At 72.0% G+C, this 22,464-nt stretch carries 16 protein-coding genes; 6 read left to right on the forward strand and 10 right to left on the reverse strand.

All coding sequences use genetic code 11. The features are described from left to right. Window positions 1–4: 4 nt before the first annotated feature. Genes ACTZWW_RS04870 through ACTZWW_RS04890 form a run of 5 tightly spaced genes read right to left on the reverse strand, consistent with a single transcriptional unit; the run spans window position 5 to window position 4,708 of the window. Complete coding sequence (locus ACTZWW_RS04870) at window positions 5–1,285, reverse strand: TRAP transporter large permease (RefSeq protein ID WP_444779816.1); 1,281 nt, start codon at window positions 1,283–1,285, stop codon at window positions 5–7. Window positions 1,286–1,289: 4 nt separating this feature from the next. Beyond that, the gene (locus ACTZWW_RS04875; protein ID WP_444779817.1) at window positions 1,290–1,784 is read right to left on the reverse strand and encodes a TRAP transporter small permease; all 495 of its coding nucleotides are present in this window, start codon (window positions 1,782–1,784) and stop codon (window positions 1,290–1,292) included. Between the two features lie 40 nt (window positions 1,785–1,824). Next, complete coding sequence (locus ACTZWW_RS04880; RefSeq protein ID WP_444779818.1) at window positions 1,825–2,820, reverse strand: C4-dicarboxylate TRAP transporter substrate-binding protein; 996 nt, start codon at window positions 2,818–2,820, stop codon at window positions 1,825–1,827. Between the two features lie 29 nt (window positions 2,821–2,849). After that, a complete protein-coding gene (locus tag ACTZWW_RS04885; RefSeq protein ID WP_444779819.1) occupies window positions 2,850–3,968 on the reverse strand; it encodes an Ldh family oxidoreductase in 1,119 nt (372 codons plus the stop codon). After that, complete coding sequence (locus ACTZWW_RS04890; RefSeq protein WP_444779820.1) at window positions 3,965–4,708, reverse strand: SDR family oxidoreductase; 744 nt, start codon at window positions 4,706–4,708, stop codon at window positions 3,965–3,967. The genes ACTZWW_RS04885 and ACTZWW_RS04890 overlap by 4 nt, the downstream gene beginning before the upstream one ends. 184 nt (window positions 4,709–4,892) lie before the next feature. Here ACTZWW_RS04890 and ACTZWW_RS04895 point away from each other — a divergent pair, with 184 nt between their 5' ends. From ACTZWW_RS04895 to ACTZWW_RS04915, 5 genes are all read left to right on the forward strand, one after another. After that, window positions 4,893–5,648 (forward strand): SDR family NAD(P)-dependent oxidoreductase, encoded by a 756-nt coding sequence (locus ACTZWW_RS04895; protein WP_444779821.1) that lies wholly within the window; start codon window positions 4,893–4,895, stop codon window positions 5,646–5,648. Between the two features lie 118 nt (window positions 5,649–5,766). After that, window positions 5,767–6,753, forward strand: a complete 987-nt coding sequence (locus ACTZWW_RS04900; RefSeq protein WP_444779822.1) for a GntR family transcriptional regulator — start codon at window positions 5,767–5,769, stop codon at window positions 6,751–6,753. Next, window positions 6,750–7,511 carry a metallophosphoesterase gene (locus ACTZWW_RS04905; RefSeq protein WP_444779823.1) on the forward strand — a complete coding sequence of 254 codons (762 nt, stop codon included), beginning with the start codon at window positions 6,750–6,752 and terminating at the stop codon, window positions 7,509–7,511. Before ACTZWW_RS04900 ends, ACTZWW_RS04905 begins: the two co-directional genes overlap by 4 nt. After that, entirely contained in the window at window positions 7,508–8,299 is a 792-nt protein-coding gene (locus tag ACTZWW_RS04910; RefSeq protein ID WP_444779824.1) for a 4'-phosphopantetheinyl transferase family protein, read from the forward strand. The genes ACTZWW_RS04905 and ACTZWW_RS04910 overlap by 4 nt, the downstream gene beginning before the upstream one ends. Before the next feature lie 725 nt (window positions 8,300–9,024). Further along, window positions 9,025–10,185 (forward strand): hypothetical protein, encoded by a 1,161-nt coding sequence (locus ACTZWW_RS04915; RefSeq protein ID WP_444779825.1) that lies wholly within the window; start codon window positions 9,025–9,027, stop codon window positions 10,183–10,185. 120 nt (window positions 10,186–10,305) lie between these two features. Here the strand turns inward: ACTZWW_RS04915 and ACTZWW_RS04920 are convergent, their stop codons facing one another. From ACTZWW_RS04920 to ACTZWW_RS04940, 5 genes are all read right to left on the reverse strand, one after another. Continuing rightward, the gene (locus ACTZWW_RS04920; RefSeq protein ID WP_444779826.1) at window positions 10,306–11,613 is read right to left on the reverse strand and encodes an McrC family protein; all 1,308 of its coding nucleotides are present in this window, start codon (window positions 11,611–11,613) and stop codon (window positions 10,306–10,308) included. Further along, on the reverse strand, window positions 11,610–13,388 hold the full coding sequence (locus ACTZWW_RS04925) for an AAA family ATPase (protein WP_444779827.1): 1,779 nt from the start codon (window positions 13,386–13,388) through the stop codon (window positions 11,610–11,612). The genes ACTZWW_RS04920 and ACTZWW_RS04925 overlap by 4 nt, the downstream gene beginning before the upstream one ends. 122 nt (window positions 13,389–13,510) lie before the next feature. After that, window positions 13,511–16,696 (reverse strand): UvrD-helicase domain-containing protein, encoded by a 3,186-nt coding sequence (locus ACTZWW_RS04930; protein ID WP_444779828.1) that lies wholly within the window; start codon window positions 16,694–16,696, stop codon window positions 13,511–13,513. Beyond that, a complete protein-coding gene (locus ACTZWW_RS04935) occupies window positions 16,696–19,341 on the reverse strand; it encodes a PD-(D/E)XK nuclease family protein (protein ID WP_444779829.1) in 2,646 nt (881 codons plus the stop codon). The genes ACTZWW_RS04930 and ACTZWW_RS04935 overlap by 1 nt, the downstream gene beginning before the upstream one ends. Before the next feature lie 150 nt (window positions 19,342–19,491). Further along, a complete protein-coding gene (locus tag ACTZWW_RS04940; protein WP_444779830.1) occupies window positions 19,492–20,106 on the reverse strand; it encodes a recombinase family protein in 615 nt (204 codons plus the stop codon). A gap of 236 nt (window positions 20,107–20,342) precedes the next feature. Between ACTZWW_RS04940 and ACTZWW_RS04945 the strand changes: the two genes are divergently transcribed. Next, entirely contained in the window at window positions 20,343–22,274 is a 1,932-nt protein-coding gene (locus ACTZWW_RS04945; protein WP_444779831.1) for an ADP-ribosylglycohydrolase family protein, read from the forward strand. Window positions 22,275–22,464 lie beyond the last annotated feature (190 nt).

Consider the following 22,464-nt stretch of genomic DNA (forward strand, 5'->3'; position numbering starts at 1 on the left):
GCCGTCAGCCGAACAGCAGGTTCGGCAGGAACAGCACCAGCCCCGGCAGGAACACGAGCGCGAGGGCGACGGCGGCCACGGCCGCGAGCAGGCCGATCGATTCGCGCGTGTACTCCCCGATCGAGGTCTTCAGGATCGTGCACACGGCGTACATCGCCGCGCCCACCGGCGGGGTGAAGTTGCCTATGGTCGCGGCGACGATGAAGACGATGCCGAAATGCACCGGGTCCCCGCCGAGCGCGCGGATCGTCGGCAGCAGGATCGGCGTGAGGATGATGATCAACACCGTGGCGTCGACGAAGAAGCCGATGGCGATGACGCACGCGACGATGAGGATCATGGCGACCTCGAGGTTCCCCGCGACGCCGGTCACCGCGGAGGTGACGGCCGCGGGGATCTGCTCGAGCACGATGCCGTAGGAGAAGATCGCGGAGAGCGCGATCAGCAGCATGACCGCGCCGACGTCGGACAGGCTCGTCTCCAGGGCCTCGACGAAGCCGCGAAAGCGCAATTCTCTATAGATCGCGACACCGACGACGATCGCGTAGAGCACGGCGAAGGCGCCGATCTCGGAGGGCGTGAACACGCCCATCCTGAGGCCGAGCAGCAGGAAGATCGGGAAGAGCAGCGCCCAGACGCCCGCCTTGAAGGCGACGCCGGCCTCCCGCAGCGTCGGGCGCGTCGTGCGCTCGGGCGGATAGCCGCGCACCGTCGCCGTCGCCCAGACGGCGAGGCTGAGCGCGACCCACAGCAGGAGCGCCGGCACGATGCCCGCCGCGAACAGCCGGCCGATCGAGACGTTGCCGATCGTGCCGTAGAGGATCATGCCGATGCCCGGCGGCACGATCGGGGTGAGGATCGCGCTGAAGGAGAGCACGCCCGCCGCGAAGCCGCGGCTCATGCCGCGCTTCGTCATCTCCGGGCCGAGCATGCGCGCCTGCATCGCCGCGTCCGCGATGGCCGATCCCGAGACGCCGCCCATCAAGGCCGACAGCGTCACCGATATCTGCGCGAGCCCGCCGCGCATGCGCCCGGTCAGCACCGAGGCGAGGTCGACGAGCCGGCGCGTCAGCCCCGACCGGTTGAGGAAGTTGCCGGCCAGGATGAAGAGCGGCACCGCGAGGAGGGCGAAGTTCTGTGTCTGCGACACCGTCACCTGGACGGGGATGGTGAAGGGCAGCTCGGGGTGCTGGACGAAGAAGAGCGCCCCCGAGATGCCGATCGCGAAGGCGACCGGCATGCCCATGACGAGCAGCACGAGGAAGGCGACGACGACGAGGAGCATCGCCTCACGCCTCCCCGGCCGGCGCGGGCGCGTGCGGCCCTGCGCGCAGGTGGCGGACGAGCTTCGCGAGCGTCGTCGCGAGCAGCAGCAGGCCCCCGACGACGAGGCTCATCGTCACCCAGGAATAGCTGACGCCGGGGATGCCCTGGAACGAGCGCGCCCGGCTCACCCAGGAGAGCCAGGCGCCGGCATAGACGACGTAGCCGAGGAAGACGGCGATGATCGCGTAGTTCACGGTCTGGAGGAGATGGCGCCCGTGCGGCGGCAGGCGTGCGCCGAGGAGCTCCACCGCCATCAGCTTGTCGTTGCGCCAGGCGATGTCCGCGCACAGGAACGCCGCCCAGGCGAAGAAGCAGGTGGCGAGGTCGATCGTCCAGTTGAGCGGGTTGCGCATCATCCGCGCCACCCCGCCCGTGAAGATCAGCCCCACCATGCCCATGAGGAGGAGGCCGGCGAGGATCGCCTCGGCCTTCGCGAGTGCCGGCATAATTCGCTTCATGACGCCTCCACCGGCCTCCTCCCGCGTCGGGCGGGCTCGGTCACCCCCCGATCTCGGCCTGGAGCGCGGCCTTCTCCTCCGACAGCCCGAGCGCTTCGTACGCCGCCTCGCCCGCCGCGCGGAAGGCCTCCATGTCGACGTCGTCGACGATCGTCATGCCCGCCTCGATCAGCCGCTGCTTGGCGGCCTCGGCGGCGTCGGCGATCTCCGCGGAGGTCGCCTGGCCGGCGGCGCGGCACTCCTCCTTCAAGGCCGCCTGGTACTCGGTGGGCAACCCGTCGAACCATTGCGCCGAGACGATCTGGAAGTTGACGAGGAGGATGTGCTTCGTCTCGTTGGCGACGTCGAGCACCTCGTTGAGGTTGCCCGCCGTGATGTTCGGGTAGGTCAGCTCGGCGCCGTCGATGGCGCGCTGCTGGAGACCGGGATAGACGTCGCCGAAGGCCATGGCGGTGGGCTGTGCGCCCAGCGCGCGGATCGATTCCTGCCAGATCGGCGCCGGTGGCGTGCGGATGCGCAGGCCCTCGAGGTCGGCGGGCGTACGGATCTCCTCGTTCGTGAAGAAGTTGCGGAAGCCCTGCACCCAGTCGAAGCAGACGACCTCGATGCCGTGCTGGTCGGACAGCTCCGCGAGCCAGCCCTGCATGGTGGGCGCGTCGGTGAGCGAGAAGGCCTCCTCGGCGGAAGAGACGAAGTAGGGGCCGTTCACGACGGCGATGCCGGGCACGTAGGTGCCGAGCCGGGCCGCGTCGGTGTTCTGGCCGATGTTCGCGCCCTGGCGGATCTGCTCGATGATGTCCTCCTCGACGCCGAGCTGCGCGGAGTGGAAGACCTGGATCTGCAGCCCGCCGTCGGTCCGCTCCGCGACGCGCTCGGCCCAGGCGGTGAAGCCGCGGTGGAAGGGCTCGTTGGGGCCGAGCACGTGGTTGAAGCGCAGGGTGTGCTCCTGCGCCTGCGCCACGCCGGCGCAGAGCGCGAGCGCGAGCGCGGCGCCGCAGGCGCCCGCCATCGGCCGGATGGTCGTCTTCGTGTTCATGGTCTTTCCTCCCTCTGGTGCGAGACGGCTCATGCGTTGGAGCCGGTGTCGCCCCCCTCCGGCGCGGACGCCGGGAGGGGCACGTCCCAGGCCGCCGCCAGCCGGCGGAAGGCCTCGAGCGAATGGGGATCGACGGGGATGCCGGTGCGGGCGCGCGCCTCGGCCTGCGCCCATTCCCGGTCGCCGGGCGCGAGCACGCGCGCGCCCTCGGCGGGCAGCGATCCGCGCAGGGCGGCGAGGTAGCGGCGCATGCCGGCCTCGAACTCGGCGCGACCGACGAAGGCGTCCGGGTCGAGGGCGAGCACGAAGGCGCCGAGCCCCCGCGGCGTGGCGAAGTCGGGCCCCGTCATCGGCAGGAGCTCGGCGCTCGTGCCCATGCCGGTGAGGAGGGCGGAGAGGATCTCCACGAGCCCGGCGAGTCCCGCGCCCTTGTAGCCGAAGGCGCCGCCGAGCGGCGCGAGCATCGCGGCGAGGTCCGGGTCGCGCGTGTCGCCACCGTCCTCGGTGGAGGCGACGCCCTCGGGCAGCGGTCGCTCGAGGCTCCGGTGGAGCACGATCCGGTTGTAGGGGATGGCGCTCGTCGCCATGTCGAGCAGCCACGGCCGCCCCTCGCCGCAGGGCGCTGCGGCCGCGATCGGGTTCGTGCCGAGGAAGCGCTCCGCACCCCCCTGCAGGCGCACGAAGGCGTCGGAATTGCACACCGCGATGCCGACGAGCCCCTCCTCCGCCGCCGCGAGTGCGTAGGCGCCGGCCGCGCCGAAATGCGAGGAGTTGCGGATGCCGACCGCCCCGATGCCGAAGCGCCGCGCGGCCGCGCCGGCGCGCGCCATCGCAGCGTAGGTCGCGCGCGCGCCATGGGCGTGGTCCGCGTCGAGCATCGCCACCGGCCGGTCGGAGCGGTCGAAGGCGAGGGTCGGCGTGCCGTTCACCCGGCCGCCGACGAGCGCGCGGACGTAGTGGTCGAGCAGGCGCACGCCGTGGCTGTCGACGCCGTGGCGCGAGGCGTGCAGCATCGCGCGCGTCGCCGCATCCGCGCTCTCGAGATCGGCGCCGGCCCCGGCGAGAACCGCGCGGCAGAAGGCGGCGAGCCCGGCCTCGGGGATGCGCGCCGCGTAAGCGGCCTCGGGCGCGTCGTCGGCGGCGCTCACAGCGTCTGCCCTCCATCGACGAGCATCACCGTGCCGGTGACGAAGGCGGCCTCGTCGCTGGCGAGGTAGAGCGCCGCCGCCGCCATCTCCTCGACCGTGCCGAGCCGGCCCATCGGCTGGCGGGCGACGAAGCGCCGACGCGCGCCCTCGGGATCGTCGTCGGCGGCGATTCGCGCCTCGAGCGAGGGCGAGGACGTGGTGCCGGGGCACAGCGCGTTGGCGCGCACGCCCTCGCGGATATGGTCGCGCGCGACCGCCTTGGTGAGACCGATCAGCGCCGCCTTGCTCGCACCGTAGGCCGCGCGCTCGGCGACTCCGGTGACGGTGGAGGCGACCGATGCGACATTGACGATCGAGCCGCCGCCATGGGCGATCATCGCCGGCAGCGTCGCCTTGAGAACGAGGAAGGCGGAGGTGACGTTCTGCTCGAAGCTCGCGCGCCAGTCCGCGAGCGAGCAGGCGAGCAGCGTGCCCTGGTGCACCCACCCCGCCGCGTTGACCACGACGTCGAACGCGCGCTCCCCGCCGAGCACGTCCGAGACGGCCCGCGGATCGGTGACGTCGAGCGCCACGGGCGCGATCGCCGCATGGATGCGCGGCATGTCCTCCATCTTGGCACGCGTGCGGCTCGCCGCGACGACGTGCGCACCCTCCGCCGCGAAGGCGAGCGCGATCGCCCGGCCGATCCCGGCACCGGCGCCGGTCACCAGCGCGCGCTTGCCTGCGAGCCGTCCACCCATCTCGTCTCCTCCCCGTGCCGACCCTGCGCCGAGTCTCTCGCCGGCGTCTCCCGTCGCGTCGGGCTCTTGTAACGTCTACTGTGTGCATTGTACGTTTTTCGGAGCGCGGCGCAAGAGCGACGTTTGGGGAAGACGCGACGTTCGGCGAAGGCGCCGCCGCCGCGACGCGGGAGGGAGGGACAGGATGGACATGTTCTCGCTGCGAGACCGGCTCGCGGTCGTCATCGGGGGCACCGGCGGCATCGGCGGCGAGATCGCCGCAGCCTACCGGCAGGCGGGCGCGCGGGTGGTGATCGCCGGTCGCCGCAGGGCGACGCTCGACGCCGCCGGGCGCTCGGACGCCGACGGGCGCCGCACCGCCTACGCGCTCGATGCCCGCCAGCCGGAGCTGCTCCAGGAGCTCGCAGCGCGGGTGCGCGCCGAGCACGGCCCGGTCGACGTGCTCGTGAACTGCCAGGGCACGACGGCGATCGAGCCCGCGCTCGCCGTGAACGAGGAGACCTACGACCGCGTGCTCGACACGAACCTGAAGTCGGTCTTCTTCGCCTGCACGGCCTTCGCCCCGGCGATGATCGAGGCGGGGCGAGGCGCAGTCGTCAACATCGCTTCGCTCGCGGCGCACACAGGCTGGGCGCAGGCCGCCGCCTACAGCGCGAGCAAGTGGGGCGTGGTCGGGCTGACGCGGAGCTTCGCGGCGGAATGGGGCGCCTCGGGCGTGCGGGTCAACGCCATCGCGCCCGGCTTCTTCCCGACCGACCTCAACCGCGAGCGCATGTCCCCGGCGCGCAAGGAGGAGGCGGTGCGGCGGTGTGCCATGGGACGCATGGGCGAATTGCCGGAGCTCGTCGGCGCGGCTATCTTCCTGGCGAGCGACGCCTCCGCATTCGTCAACGGGGAGACCCTGCGCGTCGACGGGGGCTATCTGGCGTCGGGGATCTGAGCGGCGCGCCGCGCCGCTCGGCAACGGGATGGGACGTGTGGCGGTCACGGACGGAACGAGCGGGACGTTTGCGCCGGACCGGACGTCCGCCGCAAGGGAGCCTTCCGTTACAGGAGCGGTGCCGCGCCTCAACGAGCGGGTCTTCGCCATCCTGGCCGCGGAGATCGCGCAGGGACGCCTCCAGGCCGGCGAGCGGATCGGGGAGACGCAGGTGGCGAGCCGCTTCGGCGTGAGCCGCCCTCCGGCTCGCCAGGCCCTCGCCCGCCTCGCCGAGGCGGGGCTCGTCCGCAAGACGCAAGGGCGCGGCTACGTCGTCGAGGCCGCCGCGGACGCGGTCGCCCCCGCCACGGCCGCCGCCGCCGACGCCGTCTCGGGGCGGCTGCGCGCCGTTGCGACCTGGGAGCGCATCTACGACGAGGTCGAGAGCGAGATCGTGGCCCGTACGCTGCTGGCCGACTGGCGGATCGTCGAGAGCGAGCTCGCCCGTCACTACGGGGTGAGCCGCACCGTGGCGCGCGACGTGGTCGGGCGCCTGCAGCAGGCCGGCGTCGTCAAGAAGGGCGAGGGTGCGCGCTGGGTCGCGCCGGCGCTGACGCCGACCCACGTCGGCGAGCTCTACGAGGTGCGCGCGATCCTCGAGCCCGAGGCGCTGGAGAAGGCCGCCGCCCGCGCGCCGGCCGCGCTGCTCGCGCGGATGGAGGCACGGCTCGAGGCCGGCCTCGCCGCGCCCGAGCGCCTCGGCAGCACCGAGCTCGACGCGCTCGAGGACGAGATGCACGTCCAGTTCCTCGGCCATTGCGGCAACGAGGCCCTTCTCCAGGCGATCCGGCTGCACCAGTCGCTCCTCATCGCCCACCGCTTCCTCTACCCGCGCACGCTGGCGATGTTCGAGGTCGAGCCCTTCCTGCCCGAGCACCTCGCCGTCGTGCGCAAGCTGCGCGCCGGGCGGGTGGCCGAGGCGCGCGTGGAGCTGCGCGGGCACCTGATGGTGTCGCGCGAGAGGGCGCTCGCGCGCATCGCCCGCATCCGCCGGAGCTTCGACCCGCGGGACCTGCCCTACCTGGAGCGGCTCGCGCCGGCGACCTTCCGGGATCCCGGCCCATGAGGGTGCTCGCCGTCTCCGACATCCACATCGACCACCCGGAGAATCTTGGTTGGCTGCAGGGCCTGTCGCGGGTCGACCACCGCGACGACGTGCTCGTCCTCGCCGGCGACGTCGCGAGCGCGCTGCCGCTCCTCGCCCATGGCCTCGAGCTCCTGGCGGAGCGCTTCCGCACGGTCCTGTTCGTGCCGGGTAACCACGATCTGTGGGTGGGCGCGGACGATGGCGACGGCGACAGCTTCGCCAAGTTCCGCGCCGTTGAGCACGTCGCGCGGGAAAGCGGCGCCTCGATGCGTGCATGGCGCCAGGGCGGCCTGCGCATCGTGCCGCTGCTCGGCTGGTACGACTTCAGCTTCGGCGAGCCGGACGCGCGGCTGCGCCTGTCGTGGATGGACTTCCGCGCCTGCCGCTGGCCGGAGGGCCTGGGCGCGTGGGACGTCACCTCCGCCTTCCTGCGGCTCAACGCGCCCTTGCAGCCCCTCGCCGACGCGACGACGCTGACCTTCTCGCACTTCCTGCCGCGCATCGACCTGATCCCGGAGCGCATCCCCGCGACCTACCGCTTCCTGGATCCCGTGCTCGGCAGCCGGCGCATGGACGAGCAGATCCGCGCGCTCGGCGGCAGCCTGCACGTCTACGGCCACAGCCACGTCAACCAGCGCATCGAGCGCGACGGCGTCACCTACGTCAACAACGCCTTCGGCTATCCGCGCGAGCGGCGGATCGCGCGCAAGGACCTCCTGTGCGTGTACGAGACATGAGCGCGCCGGCAACCGAGGCGGGAGCGACGCCGGGCGACGGTGTCGACCTCTGGATCAGCCGGATCGACGCCGTGCGCGCCACGCCCGGCCTCGTCGAGGCCTATCGCGACCTGATGACGGACGAGGAGCGCGCCCGCGAGCGGCGCTTCCACTTCGAGGCCGATCGGCTGCGCTACGCGACCGCGCGTGCGCTCGTGCGCACGACCTTGTCGCGCTACGGCGCGCGCACGCCGCAGGCCTGGCGCTTCGTCCCGGATCGCTTCGGCAAGCCGCATCTCGACGCGGACGGCGCGGCCGCCGTGCCGGGGCTCACCTTCAACCTGTCGCATTCCGGCGATCTCGTCGTCCTCGCGGCGGCCGTGGGGCGCGCCGTGGGCGTCGACGTCGAGCGCATCCGCGACCGCGGCGATCTCCCGGGCCTCGCCGCCCACGCCTTCGCGCCCGAGGAGGCGCAGTCGCTCGCGGGCCTCGACGCGGCGCCGCGCGCCTACCGCTTCTTCGAGCACTGGACCCTGAAGGAGGCCTACATCAAGGCGCGCGGGCTGGGGCTGTCGCTCTCGCTCGCATCCTTCTGGTTCGACCTCGGCACCCCCGGCGCGATCCGCTTCACGACCCGAGAGCCCGGCCAGGACGCCGCCGCCTGGTGCTTCTGGCGGGCCGACCCGGACCCGGAGCATCCGCTGGCGCTGTGCGTCGGCGGCGCGGCGCTCCCCCTGATCCGCACCTGGTCGACGACGCCGCTCGTCGAGACGAAGGCGACGGCGCTCGCGGCGCGGAGGCGGTCGTGACGCGCGCCATCGCGGGGCGGCCGCTGACGCCCTGTTTCGAGGCGGGAATGCGCCTGGTGCTGCACGGCGCGTGATCTCGGCACGGCGCGGGCGGCTGCGGCGCAGACGGCCGGTCGACGGCGCAGGGCGGCAGAAGTGGGTCGATGTCGAGGAACGGATGGTAGCGGAGGAGGGACTCGCTACTCCGGTCGCCCGCAAAGCTTTGCGGATCAACGGATCACGGTCGGCGACAGCCGTTACCGTGGAACATTACACATTTACACTGGCTCGACGACCGGAACAAGACGGTTGGCCCTGAGACAGCAGGAAATGGTAGATTAAGGTTACAGAATGGTTGGCGATCGGCCGAAGCAGCTCGCCGCGATCCGATCCGACCGACCTCTCGTCTCGCAGAGATCGGCCTATGGCGGCAACGACGAAAGGGCGGAGAAGGGGGGCACCCTTTCCCAACGTCCGTGTACCCGGTCATTTGCCAGCGTTATCGTCGCGATGCGGACACGGTCGGTGCCGCTCGCGGGACAACAGCGCGGACGAAGCACGGGCGCAAGAGCAAGCGGTGGTCGAAGGGTAGCCAACCTTTGGCGTAACCAATGCTTCGCGAGCGTCCATCGGCATTCGCCTCCGCCGCGGTCAGCATCGAGCCGTGGTCGCGAAGCTGGAGGTAACGATCATTTTCGCCCTTCACTCGGAGGCGCGGATTTGCCTCGATGGAGCGGCTTACGTCCTTGTCAGCGTACGCCGAAATGCTTTACCGCTGCGCCGGCAGCATGTCGCTCGTGAAGGTCGCACAAAACATGAAACTCGGGGCGGTTCTCCTCCTCGCCGCGATCGGCTCTCTTGCGGGAGAAACCTGCCAAGCGGAGTTAATGCGCTTCGAACTTCAAGGCAACGGCGGAAACTGCCACGGTTGCGAGTGGGTTATCGCCGACGGCGTCATCACGTCCGAGACCCCGGAAGATTTCGAGCGCTTCGTGGAGGACGAGTTCGGGGGCTCGGGAGGACCGACCCTCTATCTCAACTCGGGCGGGGGCAATCTCGTCGCAGGGCTGCGTCTCGGGGAGCTTATTCGTAAGTACGGGTTCTGGACCGCCGTCGGCGCCTCGGTGAGGGACGGGGTCTCGAGCTTCGGCCACGAGATCGTCCCTGGCGTGTGCGCGTCCGCTTGCGCCTACGCTTTTCTCGGGGGCGTCTCGCGCTCGGCAGAGCCGGGCGAGGTCGGCGTGCACCAATTCTACGACGGGGCGGCCCTCACCAATCCGACGGAAAAGGCTTTCGACGCCTACGACCTGTCGAGCCAGCAGATCATGACCGGCGTGATACTCGAATATGTCGTTCGCATGGGCGCCGGCGCCGAGATCGTGACGACGGCAGCGATGACGTCCCCCGGCGAAATGCACTTCTTCGACCACGACGAGCTGACGTCGTTCCGTGTGACGTGGAACCCTCGGGAATTCGACCCTTGGCGGATCGAGCCGTACAAGTCCGGCGTCGTGGCCTTCACGAAGACACGAGACCAGACAGGGACGGTGACCGTCTTCTGCCGCCAGCCGGGTGTCCTGACGGCCCTCGTCTCGGAAAAGGACGAAGAGGCGAGCCGCCGCCTCCAGGAGCCGAATGCGTTCGATCCTATCACCGTCGTGGAGGGAATGGACGCGTTCGGGCATTACGTGCCCGGCTCCATGATGCGAACCTACGCGCGAAACGGGCACTGGAACCTGGAGGTCACAGTGCCGAACTTCAGCCTGGCGCGCGTTCCCGCCGAGGGCGATACGGTGGACCTCGACGTGACGGACCACGCTCCACGCGTCTCGCACGGCCTCAGCCGTTTCCTGCCGCGGACGTCCTTCGCGGAAACCTTCAGCGTCGCCCTGCGGAACTGCATCTGATGCAAGCGATATGGCGTCACTGCACGGCACGTATCCCCGTAGAAGGCGGCGAGGTCGGCCCGACCGAGCGTTCCTCCAGGCTGCCGTCCTGACGAAAGTAGCCCAGCCGGTATTCCGAATTCAGAGCCCGATCGCGGCCGCGAGGCCCGGTGTGCCGATCAGGGGCGCCAGTCCAGTTCTCAAGCGTTCGAGCGCGTCGTCCTCGCTCGCCAAATCGTGGGTGAGGACGGCGATCTCGTCCTCGCAGTCTGCCACGCGATGTCGGCTCGAAAGCCCTTCATCCGCCCCGAGACCGGAATGATGCGGGTAAAGCAGGGCCAAGCGCGGGCAGGCGTAGAGGCGACCGTAGGCCATCATCTGGTAGACGTCGGCCTGAGAGACACCCTGCTTCGGGTCGTCGATCCGCGGCGCGAGACGCTTCCACTTGGTGTCGGCCACCAGCAGGATCGCGTCTCCCCGCCGGACGATCAGGTCGGGACGGGTCTGGAACGCCTGCGACCCGGTCGCGAGGTCGGTGAGGCAGTAGCGGCGCCCGCCCTGGGCGACAACCGTCAACCCGTCCTGCCGAAGAGCGCGGGCGAGCACGCGGGCGATGTAGGCCTCGAACAGCGCGTTCATGTCGAAGAGAAGCGAGAATCCGCGTTGCGGCCCAGACGAGGTCGTCTGGAAGCGACCGCCGAGCAGCAGCTGCGCCAGCTCAACGAGGTCGCGCCAGCGCGCGTTGCTGCGGTCGAGGTGGATCAGATCGAAGCGGAGATGCCCGGGCGGTGGAGCCGGCACGTCCGCATAGACGAACGCGAGCTCCCGCAGGAGCCGCCGGGTCGCCTCTCGCCGTGCATGGCCCGTGAGGACGCCGACGGCGGCCTTCATGACCTGGTTGAGCGGGATGTCCGGCGAGAGCGCGTCGTAGCGGCAGGCGAGCTTCTGGGGCGTCGCGAGCAGCGTGGTGAATTGGCGTTTCGGGTCGAGACGGCCGCGCAGGGCGGTCAGATCGCCCTCCTCGGGAACGTACGCCCGCGGCATTCCGCGGCGCACGGCCTCGGCCAGGCGCTCGGCGAAGAGGCGCACGAGGATCTCCAGGAGATCCTCCCGCTGCGTATCGAGTGCGGTGAGCCGTCCGGCGGCGAGGTCGAGATCGAGGGCGACGGCGAGCATGCGGACGAGCCGGCGGCGGACCGCGCCCTCGCCGTCGAGCCCGTCGATCTTCGGCAGGATCTCGAGCGAGCAGCCCTCGGCGGCGATCACCCCCACGATGTTCCGGGCGCGCAGCCCCGTGCGGCCGTGCTCCAGGACGCCCGTCCCGGTCGCGCCGGCGAGCGGCGAGGCCCGTGCGGCGGCGGCGATCCGGTCCGCCGCGAAGCGCGGGATCTCGTCCGGGCCGTCGCCATAGGGGATGTGCGCCCATTCCGAGACGCTGCGCCGGATCATGCAGGATCGTAGGCGTCGAGGGGGAAGCTGTCCCGGACGCGCCAGCTCACGCGCGGCTCGGCGCCGTCCTCGTCGAGCCCCGGCGGCGGCTTCAGCGTGATGCGCTCCAGGAAACGCTGGCCCTTGGGATCGCCGAGCACCAGCGCGACCTTGCTCCAGTCCTCGAAGAAATACTCCTGGAGGAGCGGGATGATCTTCAGACGCATCGCCTCGTCGACCTCCGCCCGGGTGCGGCAGGCCATGAGGTAGGCGTGGCCGATCTGGCGCTCGCGGTCGACGAGGTACTCGATCCGCTCGTTGACGCGCCGGAGGAACTCGCCGAGGTCGATCCCCGTCGCCGCGCTCGCAGCCGCCAGCAGCTCCGGGCGCGGCATCAGCTCGCGGAAGACGAAACGCCGCCTCAGCGCGGTGTCGAGGAGCGCGATGGAGCGATCGGCGGTGTTCATCGTGCCGACGATATGGAGGTTGTCCGGCACGCCGAACGCGTCGCCGGAATAGGGAAGCGTCAGGCGGATCTCGTTCTCGCCGCCCAGCCGCTTGTCCGGCTCGAGCAGGGTGATGAGCTCGCCCAGCACCTTCGAGACGTTCGCGCGGTTGATCTCGTCGATCACGAGCACGAACTGGTCCGGCGGCAGGTCGTCATCGACGGCCTCGCCGGGTAGCAGCCGGGACAGGGCCTCGCGCTTGAGGTGGTCGTCGGAGAGCCGGTAGCAGGATTGCTGCGTGAACGGCTTGGCGTAGATCTCGTCGACGCCGAGAGGCTCGTCGAGCTTCAGGAGCCAGCGGACGTCGCGGCGATGATTGTAGGTCCGGAAACCCGTGGGCTCGTAGCGGTATCCGCTCGTGATCTCTCCGATGGCGCGGAAGCTGTGATTTCCGGCCGAGACGACCACGAGGTCTCCCACGCGCATTTGCTCCCGGAAGCGCCATACCTGGGCGACGTTGCCGCTGGTCCCGCTCACCCCCGGCTCGATCTCGTTCCAGCGCGCCTTGACGGTCGCGAAATCCCCATAGGACGGATCGGACCAGTCGACGTCGCCGCCCCAGCCCAGCACGATGTATCCGCCGGCGAGCGCCGCGTCGTAGACCTCGTCCTCGGAGCCGGCGCGACCGAGCGACATCTTGTAGACGCTCCGCTCGCCGACGTCGAAGGGTGCGCTGCCGCCGCGTTTGCGGGCTTGCTCGGCGCGAGCGCAGATCTCTCGGAAAACGCCCTTGACGGGGACGAGGCGAAAGCCTGGACCGTCGTCGCCCGAGCCTTCGCCGCCGGGCTCCGCCGAGACCGGCCGCAGGCCTTCCACGAAATCCTCGTAGGAATAGGACTGGTGGAAGGTGACGAAGCGGATCTGGCCGGCCTCCCGCAGCTTCGCATAGCGGGCCATCAGCTCCGCCCGCTTTTCCGGGACCTCGCCGTCGCACAGGCGAACCGCCTCGGCGGCGGTGGCGTAGGTCTTGCCTGTTCCCGGAGGGCCGTAGAGGATCAGGTTCGTCGGCGTGGGGACGTCGGGATCCTCTCCGTCGACGGCGAGCGGTCCGTCGGGCGCGGCTCTGAACCGGCGATAGCTCTCCAGGGCGTTCCGGAACCCGTTCAGCCTGTGCCGCGAGCCGACGGAGCTCGGCATGAGCGCGCGGTAGGCCGTGCCGCCCTCCTGATAGTCCTTCGTCATTGTGGCGAGCGCCGCGCGCAGCTGCTCCAGCCCGTCCGCGTCGTAGGCGGCGTCGATGTCGGCGAACGGGCTTCCCAGCGCCTTCATCCGCTTTTCGATGCTGCTCATGTAGCTGATACGGATCTTGGTCGCGGACGGCGCCCGCCCGCTCTTCTCCAACCACGCCCTGAACTCGTCTTTCTTCAACGCCGCCCCTCCGAGTTTCCAATCGCTGAAAGCGCACGCTCCCGTCAGGCGGGCGCAGGCGCGTCGACCTCGACCCGCACGACCCGCCCCACGATCGGCTGATGCAGCCAAAGATCCCCGCATGGCCTTCCGGTCGCCCGCGACACCGCGCGCGCATAGAGCCCAGCCTGCCCCGCGAAGGCCGCGAGGCGGGCGTCCCCATCCTCGACCCCGCCGGGGAAGCTCTTGTGGTCGACGATGGCGAGGGTCTCGCCCGCGTCCACCAGGAGGTCGATGCGCCCGGCGAGGACCCGGTCGCCGTCGGGCAGGTGCACCGGCCATTCCGGGGCGAGGCCCGCGTCGGGATAGCGGTCGGCGAGGAAGGCGGCGAGGCGCCGGGACATCTCCAGGAGGTCCTCGGGCGCGAGCGGCGCCGCGCCCCAGGCGGCGATCAGGCGCGTGGCGCGGGCGCGGCGACGATCCGGGCCGAAGGCCGGGTCGTCGCAGGCGAGGAAGCGGTGGCAGGCCTCGCCGATCGCCTGCATGTCGGGCTTGCCAGCCAGCACGAAGCGCGCGCCGAGATCGATCGTCTCGACGATCCGCGCGCCCTCTCCCGCGACCCCGCTCGGCGCGATCCGCAGCGGCGGGTGCGTGCGGCGCTCAATGACGGGGCGGAGGTGATCGACGGGCGCGGGCGCCGCCGCGGCCTCGGCCCGCGGGGTCGGCTCGCCGCGGCACGGGAACGTGCGCTCGCCCACCCGCACCAGTCCGTTGGCGAAGGAGACGAGCGGCGTCCCGGCCCCGTCCGTCAGCTCGTCGAGCCAGGCGCAGTCCTTGCCGGTGAGGGCGAAGACCAGCGTGTCGCGGGCGCGGGTGAGGCCGACATAGAGGAGGCGCACGCGCTCGAGCCGCTCGGCGGCCATGGCGGCGACGCCCTCCGGGCTCGTCGCGGCCGTCTCGTCGAGGCCGACGCCCTTCTTCTGGTCGCCGTAAGGCCAGGGCCAGTAGCGCAGGACGCGGCCTGCGAGCGGGTCGCGCCAGTCGGGCGGCGCGCCCGTCGCGTTCTCGGCGCGCAGGCCGAAGGGCGAGCCCTTGGCCTCGGATTCGAGCTCGGTGAGGACGACGATCGGCCATTCGAGGCCCTTCGCGCCGTGATAGGTCAGCACGTGAATGGCGTCGGGATGCCGGCTCTTGGGGCGGTCCGCCTTGTCGAGCGCGCCGAGCCAGGCGCACAGGCCCACCAGGGTCGCGGGCGTGCGCTCGGCGCGGCACTCCTCCTCGTAGGTGGACGCCAGCGCGCGCAGCGCCTCGAGGTCGTGCCAGCGCTCCTCGAGCATGCCCCAGGACCCGACGAGGGCGACGAGGCCGGGGACGTGCAGGACCGCGTCGAGCATCTCGGCCGGCGTGAGCTGGGCGGCGCGACCGCGCAGCGCCTCGAGTTCGCCGGTGAAGGGCAGCGCGACGCGCAGCGCCTCGATCGGCGTCTCGGCGAAGGAGGCGGCGAGCCAGTCCTCGTCGTCGCGCGCGAAGCGGCACAATTCGGCCAGCGCCAGCGTGTCCGAGGGATCGGCGACGGCGCGCAAGGCGGCCGTCATCAGCTCCGCCTGCGGCGTGGCGAGAAGCCCCGCGCGGTCGACGGCGACGCGCAGGCCCGACGCGGCGAGCGCCTTGGCGATGGCGCCGACTTGGCCGTTGCTCCGGCACAGGATCGCGACGTCGCCGCCCCGGGCGGGGCGGGTCTCGTCCGTGCCCTTGACGCCGACCGGCCACGCCTTCGGCTCGGCGAGGAGGCCGGCGAGGTGCGCGGCGAGCGCGGCGGTGCGCTCGCCGGCGTTCTTCCCCGCCATGCTCCAGACGGAGAAGGCCGCGGGCGCCTCGGAGCCGTCCTCGCGCGCGGCCGCGTCGAAGGCGATCTCCTCGTCCGTCGTGCTGACGGCGCGGAAGGGCGGCAGGAAGGCCGCGTTGACGAGATCGACGATCGGCGGGCGGGAGCGCCAGGACTTGCGCAGGTAGCGCGTCGCGCCGCCGGTCCCTTTTGTGATCCCCTGCGCCGCGGCGAGCGTCAGCTCCGGGTCCGCGTCGCGGAAGCCGAAGATCGACTGCTTCGGATCGCCCACCCAGACGCTCACCGGTACGATGGCGGCGAGCGCGGAGAAGATCGCCACCTGGATCGGGCTCGAATCCTGGAACTCGTCGACGAACACGGCGCCGATCAGCTCCTGCAGCCGCTCCCGGTTGGCGGGATCGCGCAGGATCGCGAGCGCGAGCATCTCCTGGTCGACGAAGTCGACGAGGCCGCGCTCGCGCTTGTAGGCGGCGTAGGCCGTCATGCAGCGCGCGGCGCAGGCGAACTGGGCGGCGACGAAGTCCGCGAGGTCGGCGCGCAGGCGCGGATGGCGGGGATGCGTAGCGGCGGCGGTGACGACGTCGGCGAACAGGGCCGCGTCTGCCTTCGTCGCCCCGAGCTTTGAGAGCTGCGCCCAGTCCGACCAGGGGAGAGGATCGCCGCGGCGCAGGGCCTCGCGCGCCGCCTTGACGCGGGGGACATCCTTGTCGAGCGTGCCCTTCTTCAGCGTGTCGACCACGCTCGGCGTCAGCTCCGCGCAGCAGCGCGCGACCGCATCCGCGAGCGCCCGATCGAGGCTCTCCGCCGTCTCGCCCGGGCGCGGGGCGCCGAGGATGCGGTGGAGACCCGCGATCGAATGGTCGGCGCAGCGGCGCATGTCCACGGGCCGCAGCCCGTTCAGATGGGCCACGTCGACCATGCGGCGCACGTCGTCGCGCCAGCCGCGCTTCGTCCCGGCCGGACCCGAATAGTCCCGCTCGGGCACGGAGAGCCGCTCCGCGATCGCGCCGATCTCCGCCGCATGCGCCTCCATCGCCTCGCCGGTGGCGCGGGCGAAGAGCACGGCCTGGCGGTCCTCCGCGACCACCTCGGCCGTGGGCGAGCGTCCGAGCGCGAAGGCGAAGGCCTCGATCAGGGTGCCGCAGACGCTGTTCACCGTGCCGATCCGGGCGGTGAGCATCGCGGCCGCGATGTCCGCGCGGCCCTGCTCGATGAGCTTCGTGCGGATGCGCGCGGAGAGCTCGCCTGCGGCCTTCTTGGTGAAGGTCGCGGCCAGCAGCCGGTCGGGCTCGAGGCCGCCGGCGATGGCGCGGGCGATCTCCTCGACGAGGGTGTAGGTCTTGCCGGTGCCGGCTGAGGCGATGAGCGAGTCGACGCGGCCGAAGGCGGGTTGGCTCGACGACATCACGCGCTCCTCACCCGGCACAGGCCCTGATAGTCGCAGTATTCGCACGCGACCTCGCGCACGAGCGGCAGGTCCGGCGGCTCGTGGTCCTCGCAGCCCTCCACCCCGCGGGCGACGAGACGCCCGCCCTCCGCCGCGTCGCGCCAGAGGCGGTAGGTCTCGCGCATCGCTGCCCAGGTCTCGGGCAGCGTCCGGGACGCCTCGATCCCGAAGCCTGTGAGCCCTTCCCTGGCGGGCGTCGCGAAGAGCCGCTGGCGCAGCAGGAAGTATCCCGCCCGCGCCCCGACGCCGCCGCGCACGGCGGCGTAGGTCGCGAGCTGGATGGCGCGGCCGTCCGCGATCTCCTCCCGTCGACGCTTCGGGCTGCGCGTCCACTTGAGGTCGATGATGACGATGCCGCCGCGCGCGTCCTGCGCGACGAGGTCGATGGCGCCGTGCACGGGCAGACCCGGCTCGGCCTCCGTCTCGAAGCGCTCCTCGGTGGCGACGACGCTCAGGTCGTTGTCGGCGAGGAGCGTCGCCAGCGTCGCCATGGCCTCCGGCAGGCGGCGGCGGGCGAAGGCGAGGTCGATCGCCGCCGCGGGATGGCGCAGCGGCGCGGCGAACACGTCGATCAGCGCGTCGAGCCGCGACCGCGTCGCCGCCGCGGCGGCGTCCGGCGCCGGGGGCGGGCCGGGCCGGAAGATCTCGACCGAGAGGGCATGGGCCAGATTGCCGATCAGCCGCTCCTCGTCGCCGATCGCCCGCGCCCGGCCGGGATAGAGCCCCGCCACGTGGCGCAGCGCCCAGGCGAGCGGGCAGGCCGCGAGCGTCTCGAAGGACGTGGCGGATTGCTTGCGCCCGGCGAGCCGGGCGGCGAAGTCGGCCGGCGTCGGCCAGAGCGCCCGTCCCGCTGGCGGCGCACTCGCCGGCGCGGGCATGCGGACGATCTCGCGGCCGCACAGATTCGTCGCGGGGGCGGCGAGCGCCTCCTCCAGCCGGGCGCGTGTGCCGAGCACCTTCAGCGCCGGCGCGATCCGGTGGGCGAGGGGATGCAGTGCGTCCTCGTCGTGCGCTTCGAGTCCGGGCGCGACGAGGAGGAGGCGCTCGCGGGCGCACAGAACGGCCCGCTCCCAGGCCGCGGCCGCCGCGGCGGCGGCGCGGGCGGGCGTGTCCGGGACGATCCCGACGGCTGCCAGCGCCTCGCGCTCGGCCTTCGTCCACGGGCTCGCCGCGGCGGCGTCTCCCGGCGCGAAGAAGTTCCACCAGACCACCGTATCGACCGGCCCCCAGACCGCGCCCGGATGCGCAACGCAGCGCCAGGGCGCCGCCTCGGCGACGGCCGCGGGATCGGGCTCGCCCGTGTCGAGCGCCTCGTCGACGATCCGCTCGATCAGGGTGCGCGGGTAGTGCGCGCGCCCGAGCGCGACGAGGGCGCGACGAACGTCGTCGGCCAGGCGCGCGGTGGCGAGGAAGAGCGGATCGTGCGTCGTGGCGTAGCGGGCGACGGCCCAGGAGGCCCCCCGGTCGCAGATCGCAAGCGCCTGCGCGATCGGCATGCCGGCGATCGGATCCGCGCAGTCCGGATCGGCCCAGGCGCGCCAGCGCTCGAGGCGGCGCGCCGCCCGGGCGGCGTCCCCCTCGGCGTCGGCGAGGGCGTCGGCCTCGATCTCCGCCCAGGCTTCCGCCCACTCGCGCCCCCCGCGGCCCGGCGCCTCCTCCAGCGCGCCGGCCAGACGCCTGGCGGCCCGGAGGCCGATCGGGCCGTCGGGGAAGGCGAGGAGCTGCATCAGCGCATGGGGGTCGAACGGCGCCCACGCCACGGCGAAACCGAGCTGGAGCACCTGGAGCGTCCCGCGGCGCGGCGAGCGCAGGCTCCGCCCTGCCCGCGGCTGGCCCGCAGCGGCGAGCCCGTGGTCGAGCAGCCGGCTGTCGCCGCCCTCGGCGACGAGGGTGGCGGTCGCCCCCGCGGGCGCGGTCTCGACCCATTGCCCGACGAGCTCGGCGGCGAGCGGCGCGCTGGCGCAGGCGGCCAGCGTGACGCTTCCGTCCGGCGCGCCGGCAGGAGTTTCACCGTCGCCGAGCCAGCGCTGGAGCCGCCCGAGCGCGGTCTCGGCGGGCGCGGCCGGGGCGAAGGCCGTCTCCTCGACGGCGACGCCCAGCGCCTCCAGCCGATCGACGAGCCGGCGCAGGCCCGGAGGCAGGTGGGCGCGACGATCGACCAGCCGCAGCCGGCCGAGGCGCGCGACGCAGTGCCTGTCGAGTTCGTCGAGCAGCCGCGCCATCCGGTCCGGCAGCCCCGGCGGGAGCCCTTCCGCCGCCCGCTCGGCGGCGGCAAGATCGGCGAGGCGCGGCGCGTCGAGGTCGTGCTCCGCCGCCCAGCCGGCCTCGACGAGCCCGTCGCGCCAGCGCAGCAGCACCCGCGCCGTCGCCCATGCGTCCGCCTCGAGCGAGCGCGACCAGAACCGCCCCGGCCCCGCCGCCTCCAGCGCCCGCTGCCACGCGGCGATACGGGTCACGGCGCTCGCCACGGGTGTCGAGAGGCCGCAGAACGTCTCCAGGCTGTCGACGAGCCCCAGCGGCCCGACGACCGGTGCGCCAAGCGCCCCCGCCGCCCCGCCGCAGCCGTCCGGCGCGCCGCCAGCGTCGAGGGAGAGGCCGACCATTATGTCCAGGCTTGGAATGGGCATGAGGCAAAAACCTGTTCCATAAGCCGCGTCGGAGGCGGGCGAATCGGGACGTTGCGCGGTGACCTGGGCGGAAGCCTACGAATGAGGTCGGCATGCCGCAACGTCGGGTGTGGCATCCCTCACAGGCTAGAACACGGATTCGAGGCCGAACCGGACCGCGACAGCCTTCGCATGCTCCCGGATGCGCGCGTCGTCGGAGGCCGCCCAGCAGGCGAGAAGGTCCGCGTAGGAGCCCGTCTGCTGCAACATCTTGCGGACCGTCTCCCCGGTCCAGGACCTCCCGGTCTTCGACCGCACGCCTTCGCGATTGAGAAGGTCGGCGATGGCCGCGTAGCGCCCGCGGGTCTGCACGATGCGCTCCGCGGCCTCGATCAGCTTCGCCTCGGCCCTCTTCGCGAACTCGGCGCGCTGCGCGGCGTCGAGCTCGCGCCAGTCCTCGAAGTGGCGGATCGGATCGAAGAGCGTTCCGTCGACGGCGACCGGCGTCGGCTCGATCGGGATGGGCTTGTAACCGAGCTCGCGCGCGATGCGATCGAGCTGCGGATGCCGGCGCCAATGGCTGGTGCCGTAATCGAACCGCACGTAGACGAGCAGCGGCTCCCGCGCGTTGCAGCGCGCCCGCGCCTTGGCCAGCGTCTCGCCGCAGGCGTCGGTGACGCAATCCGTGCGCAGATCGATGAACGGCACCTCGTCCACCAGCGCGACCGCATTCTCCCGCGCCCATGCGCGGACGCGCTCCATCTGTACCGAATCGTGCGGCTCGCCTTCGCCGCCTCCTCCGCATCGCGCGGGAGGCGCGTGAAGCCCGCCCAGTTCACCGGCCGCGTCCAGTAGAAGCCCACCGCCGCGTCCCGGCCTCTAGACTCCCGCCCATCCACGTCCCGCATCGCCCCCTCCGATTCCGGAAAAGTCCGGCGGCTTCTGCCGCCTCGCTTAGAGGAACGATAAACCGGGGCATGTCAGACGGAGGTATGGATATGACGGACAACCGAAACGACACGCTCCGCATCGCAGAGATCGCCTGGCCCGGCGCTCCGGGGTCTCCCTGCTCCGGCATGATCGGCGTGACCTTCGCCCCCGGCAAGACCCAATCTGGCGCGCGCTCCGGCTCCCACGCCCGCGACCTCGCGACGGATCTCGACGTGATCGCCGCCTGGAACGCCGCGGCCGTGGTGACGCTGGTCGAGCCCTTCGAGCTCGAGGCGCTGCGCATCCCGACCCTCGGCGAGGAGGTGCGCCGCCGCTTCATGGAATGGCATCACCACCCGATCGTCGACGGCGACGTCCCGGACGCCGCCTTCGAGGCGGGCTGGCCCGACCTGTCCGCGCGCCTGCGGCGCCTCCTCGATTGCGGCGGGCGCGTCCTCGTCCATTGCAAGGGCGGGCTCGGCCGCGCCGGATCCGTCGCCGCGCGGCTCCTGGTCGAAGCGGGCGTCGTGCCCGACCTGGCGATCGAGACGGTCCGCTCGGCGCGGCCCGGAGCCATCGAGACCCTTCCTCAGGAGCGTTGGGTTGCACGGCCCGTCGCGCCGGTCGCCGAGACGGCGAACGCGGACGAGCGCCGACGCGACCGGGCGATCGGCGCGCTCCTCGGTCTCGCGGTAGGCGACGCCGTGGGCGCGGCGATCGAGTTCTCGTCCCGGCCCGAGGTCGCCGTCCTCTCCGACATGGTCGGCGGCGGCCCGTTCGGCCTCGAGCCCGGGCAGTGGACCGACGACACGGCTATGGCGCTGACCCTTGCCGACAGCCTCCTCGCCAATCCCGACCTCGACCCCACCGACCTGATGACGCGCTTCGTCTCTTGGTGGCGCGAGGGGACCTATTCCTGCACGGGCGACTGCTTCGACATCGGCATCGCCACGCGCCGGGCGCTCGGCGCGTTCGAGCGTAGCGGCGACCCGATCGCCGGATCGACGCGCCCGGAGCACTCGGGCAACGGCGCGCTGATGCGGCTCTCGCCCGTCGCGATCCGCCATTGGCCCAACCCCGCGCGGCTCGCGCGAGTCGCGGCGCTCCAGACCCGCACCACCCACGGCTCTCCCGACACGATCGCCGCATCGGAAATCTACGCCGAGCTGATCGCCCGCGCCATCGCCGGCGCGCCGGCGCAGCAGGTGCTGACGACACCCGCGGCGAGCCGCGTCCAGGGCGGCTTCCTCGGCCTGCCGCGCGAGAAGGTTCGCGGGTCCGGCTGGGTGGTCCATTCCCTCCAGGCGGCGCTCTGGGCGGCGGCCCGCACGACGACCTTCCGCGACGCCGTGCTGCTCGCCGCCAATCTCGGCGAGGATGCCGACACCACCGCCGCCATCGCCGGCCAGCTCGCAGGTGCGCTCTACGGCGCCTCCGGCATCCCCGGCGCGTGGCTCGAGCGGCTCGCCTGGCGCGCGCGCATCGAGGAGACGGCCGCGGCGCTCTACGCGGATAGCCTCGGCGGACCCGCGACCCGGATCGACGACGACGAGGAGGAAAGCCTCGCGCATGCCCCGGTGAGCCCGATCGTCCTGACCTCCAACGAGCTGGAGGCCGCCAACCGTGCGGAAGCCACCGCGCTCCTCATCCGCGCCGGCTATCGGGTCTATCGGCCCGAGGCGGACTGCTACGGGGAGGATCTCGTGGTGCGCGCCCCGGACGGGGCGCTAAGACCGGTGCAGCTGAAGGGTCGCCCGACCGTGGACAAGAAGCGCTACGGCGGAGACGGCGGCATCTGGATGCTCTTCCCCGATCCCAACGGCGACGCCGGCAACGGACGGGAGTGGTACTTCGTGCCCCACGAGACGCTCTACGCCTGGATCGAGGCGCGGCACGGGCATGCGGCGGGCTGGAAGGTAGCCTGGGGCTATCCGCACATGTCGAAGGCGTTGCGAGAGTTCCTCGCGCCCTACGCCAGCGCGCGTTGGGCGGCGGGCTGAGGGCGCGGCGGCTCGGGTAGCCCCCGGATCACGTCGGCGCCGTCCTGCCACCCGGCAAAAGCTACCAGATTCCAACATCTCATAAGACAACATCCGAATCGGGATCAGCACCGATTTACTGACGCGTCCTTCTGAACAAGACTTGGTCCTCCATGCGACTCGATGCGCTTCGTCCGGCATCCGGCGCAGC

This window comes from Salinarimonas sp. NSM, assembly GCF_052380005.1.
Taxonomy (GTDB): domain Bacteria; phylum Pseudomonadota; class Alphaproteobacteria; order Rhizobiales; family Beijerinckiaceae; genus Salinarimonas.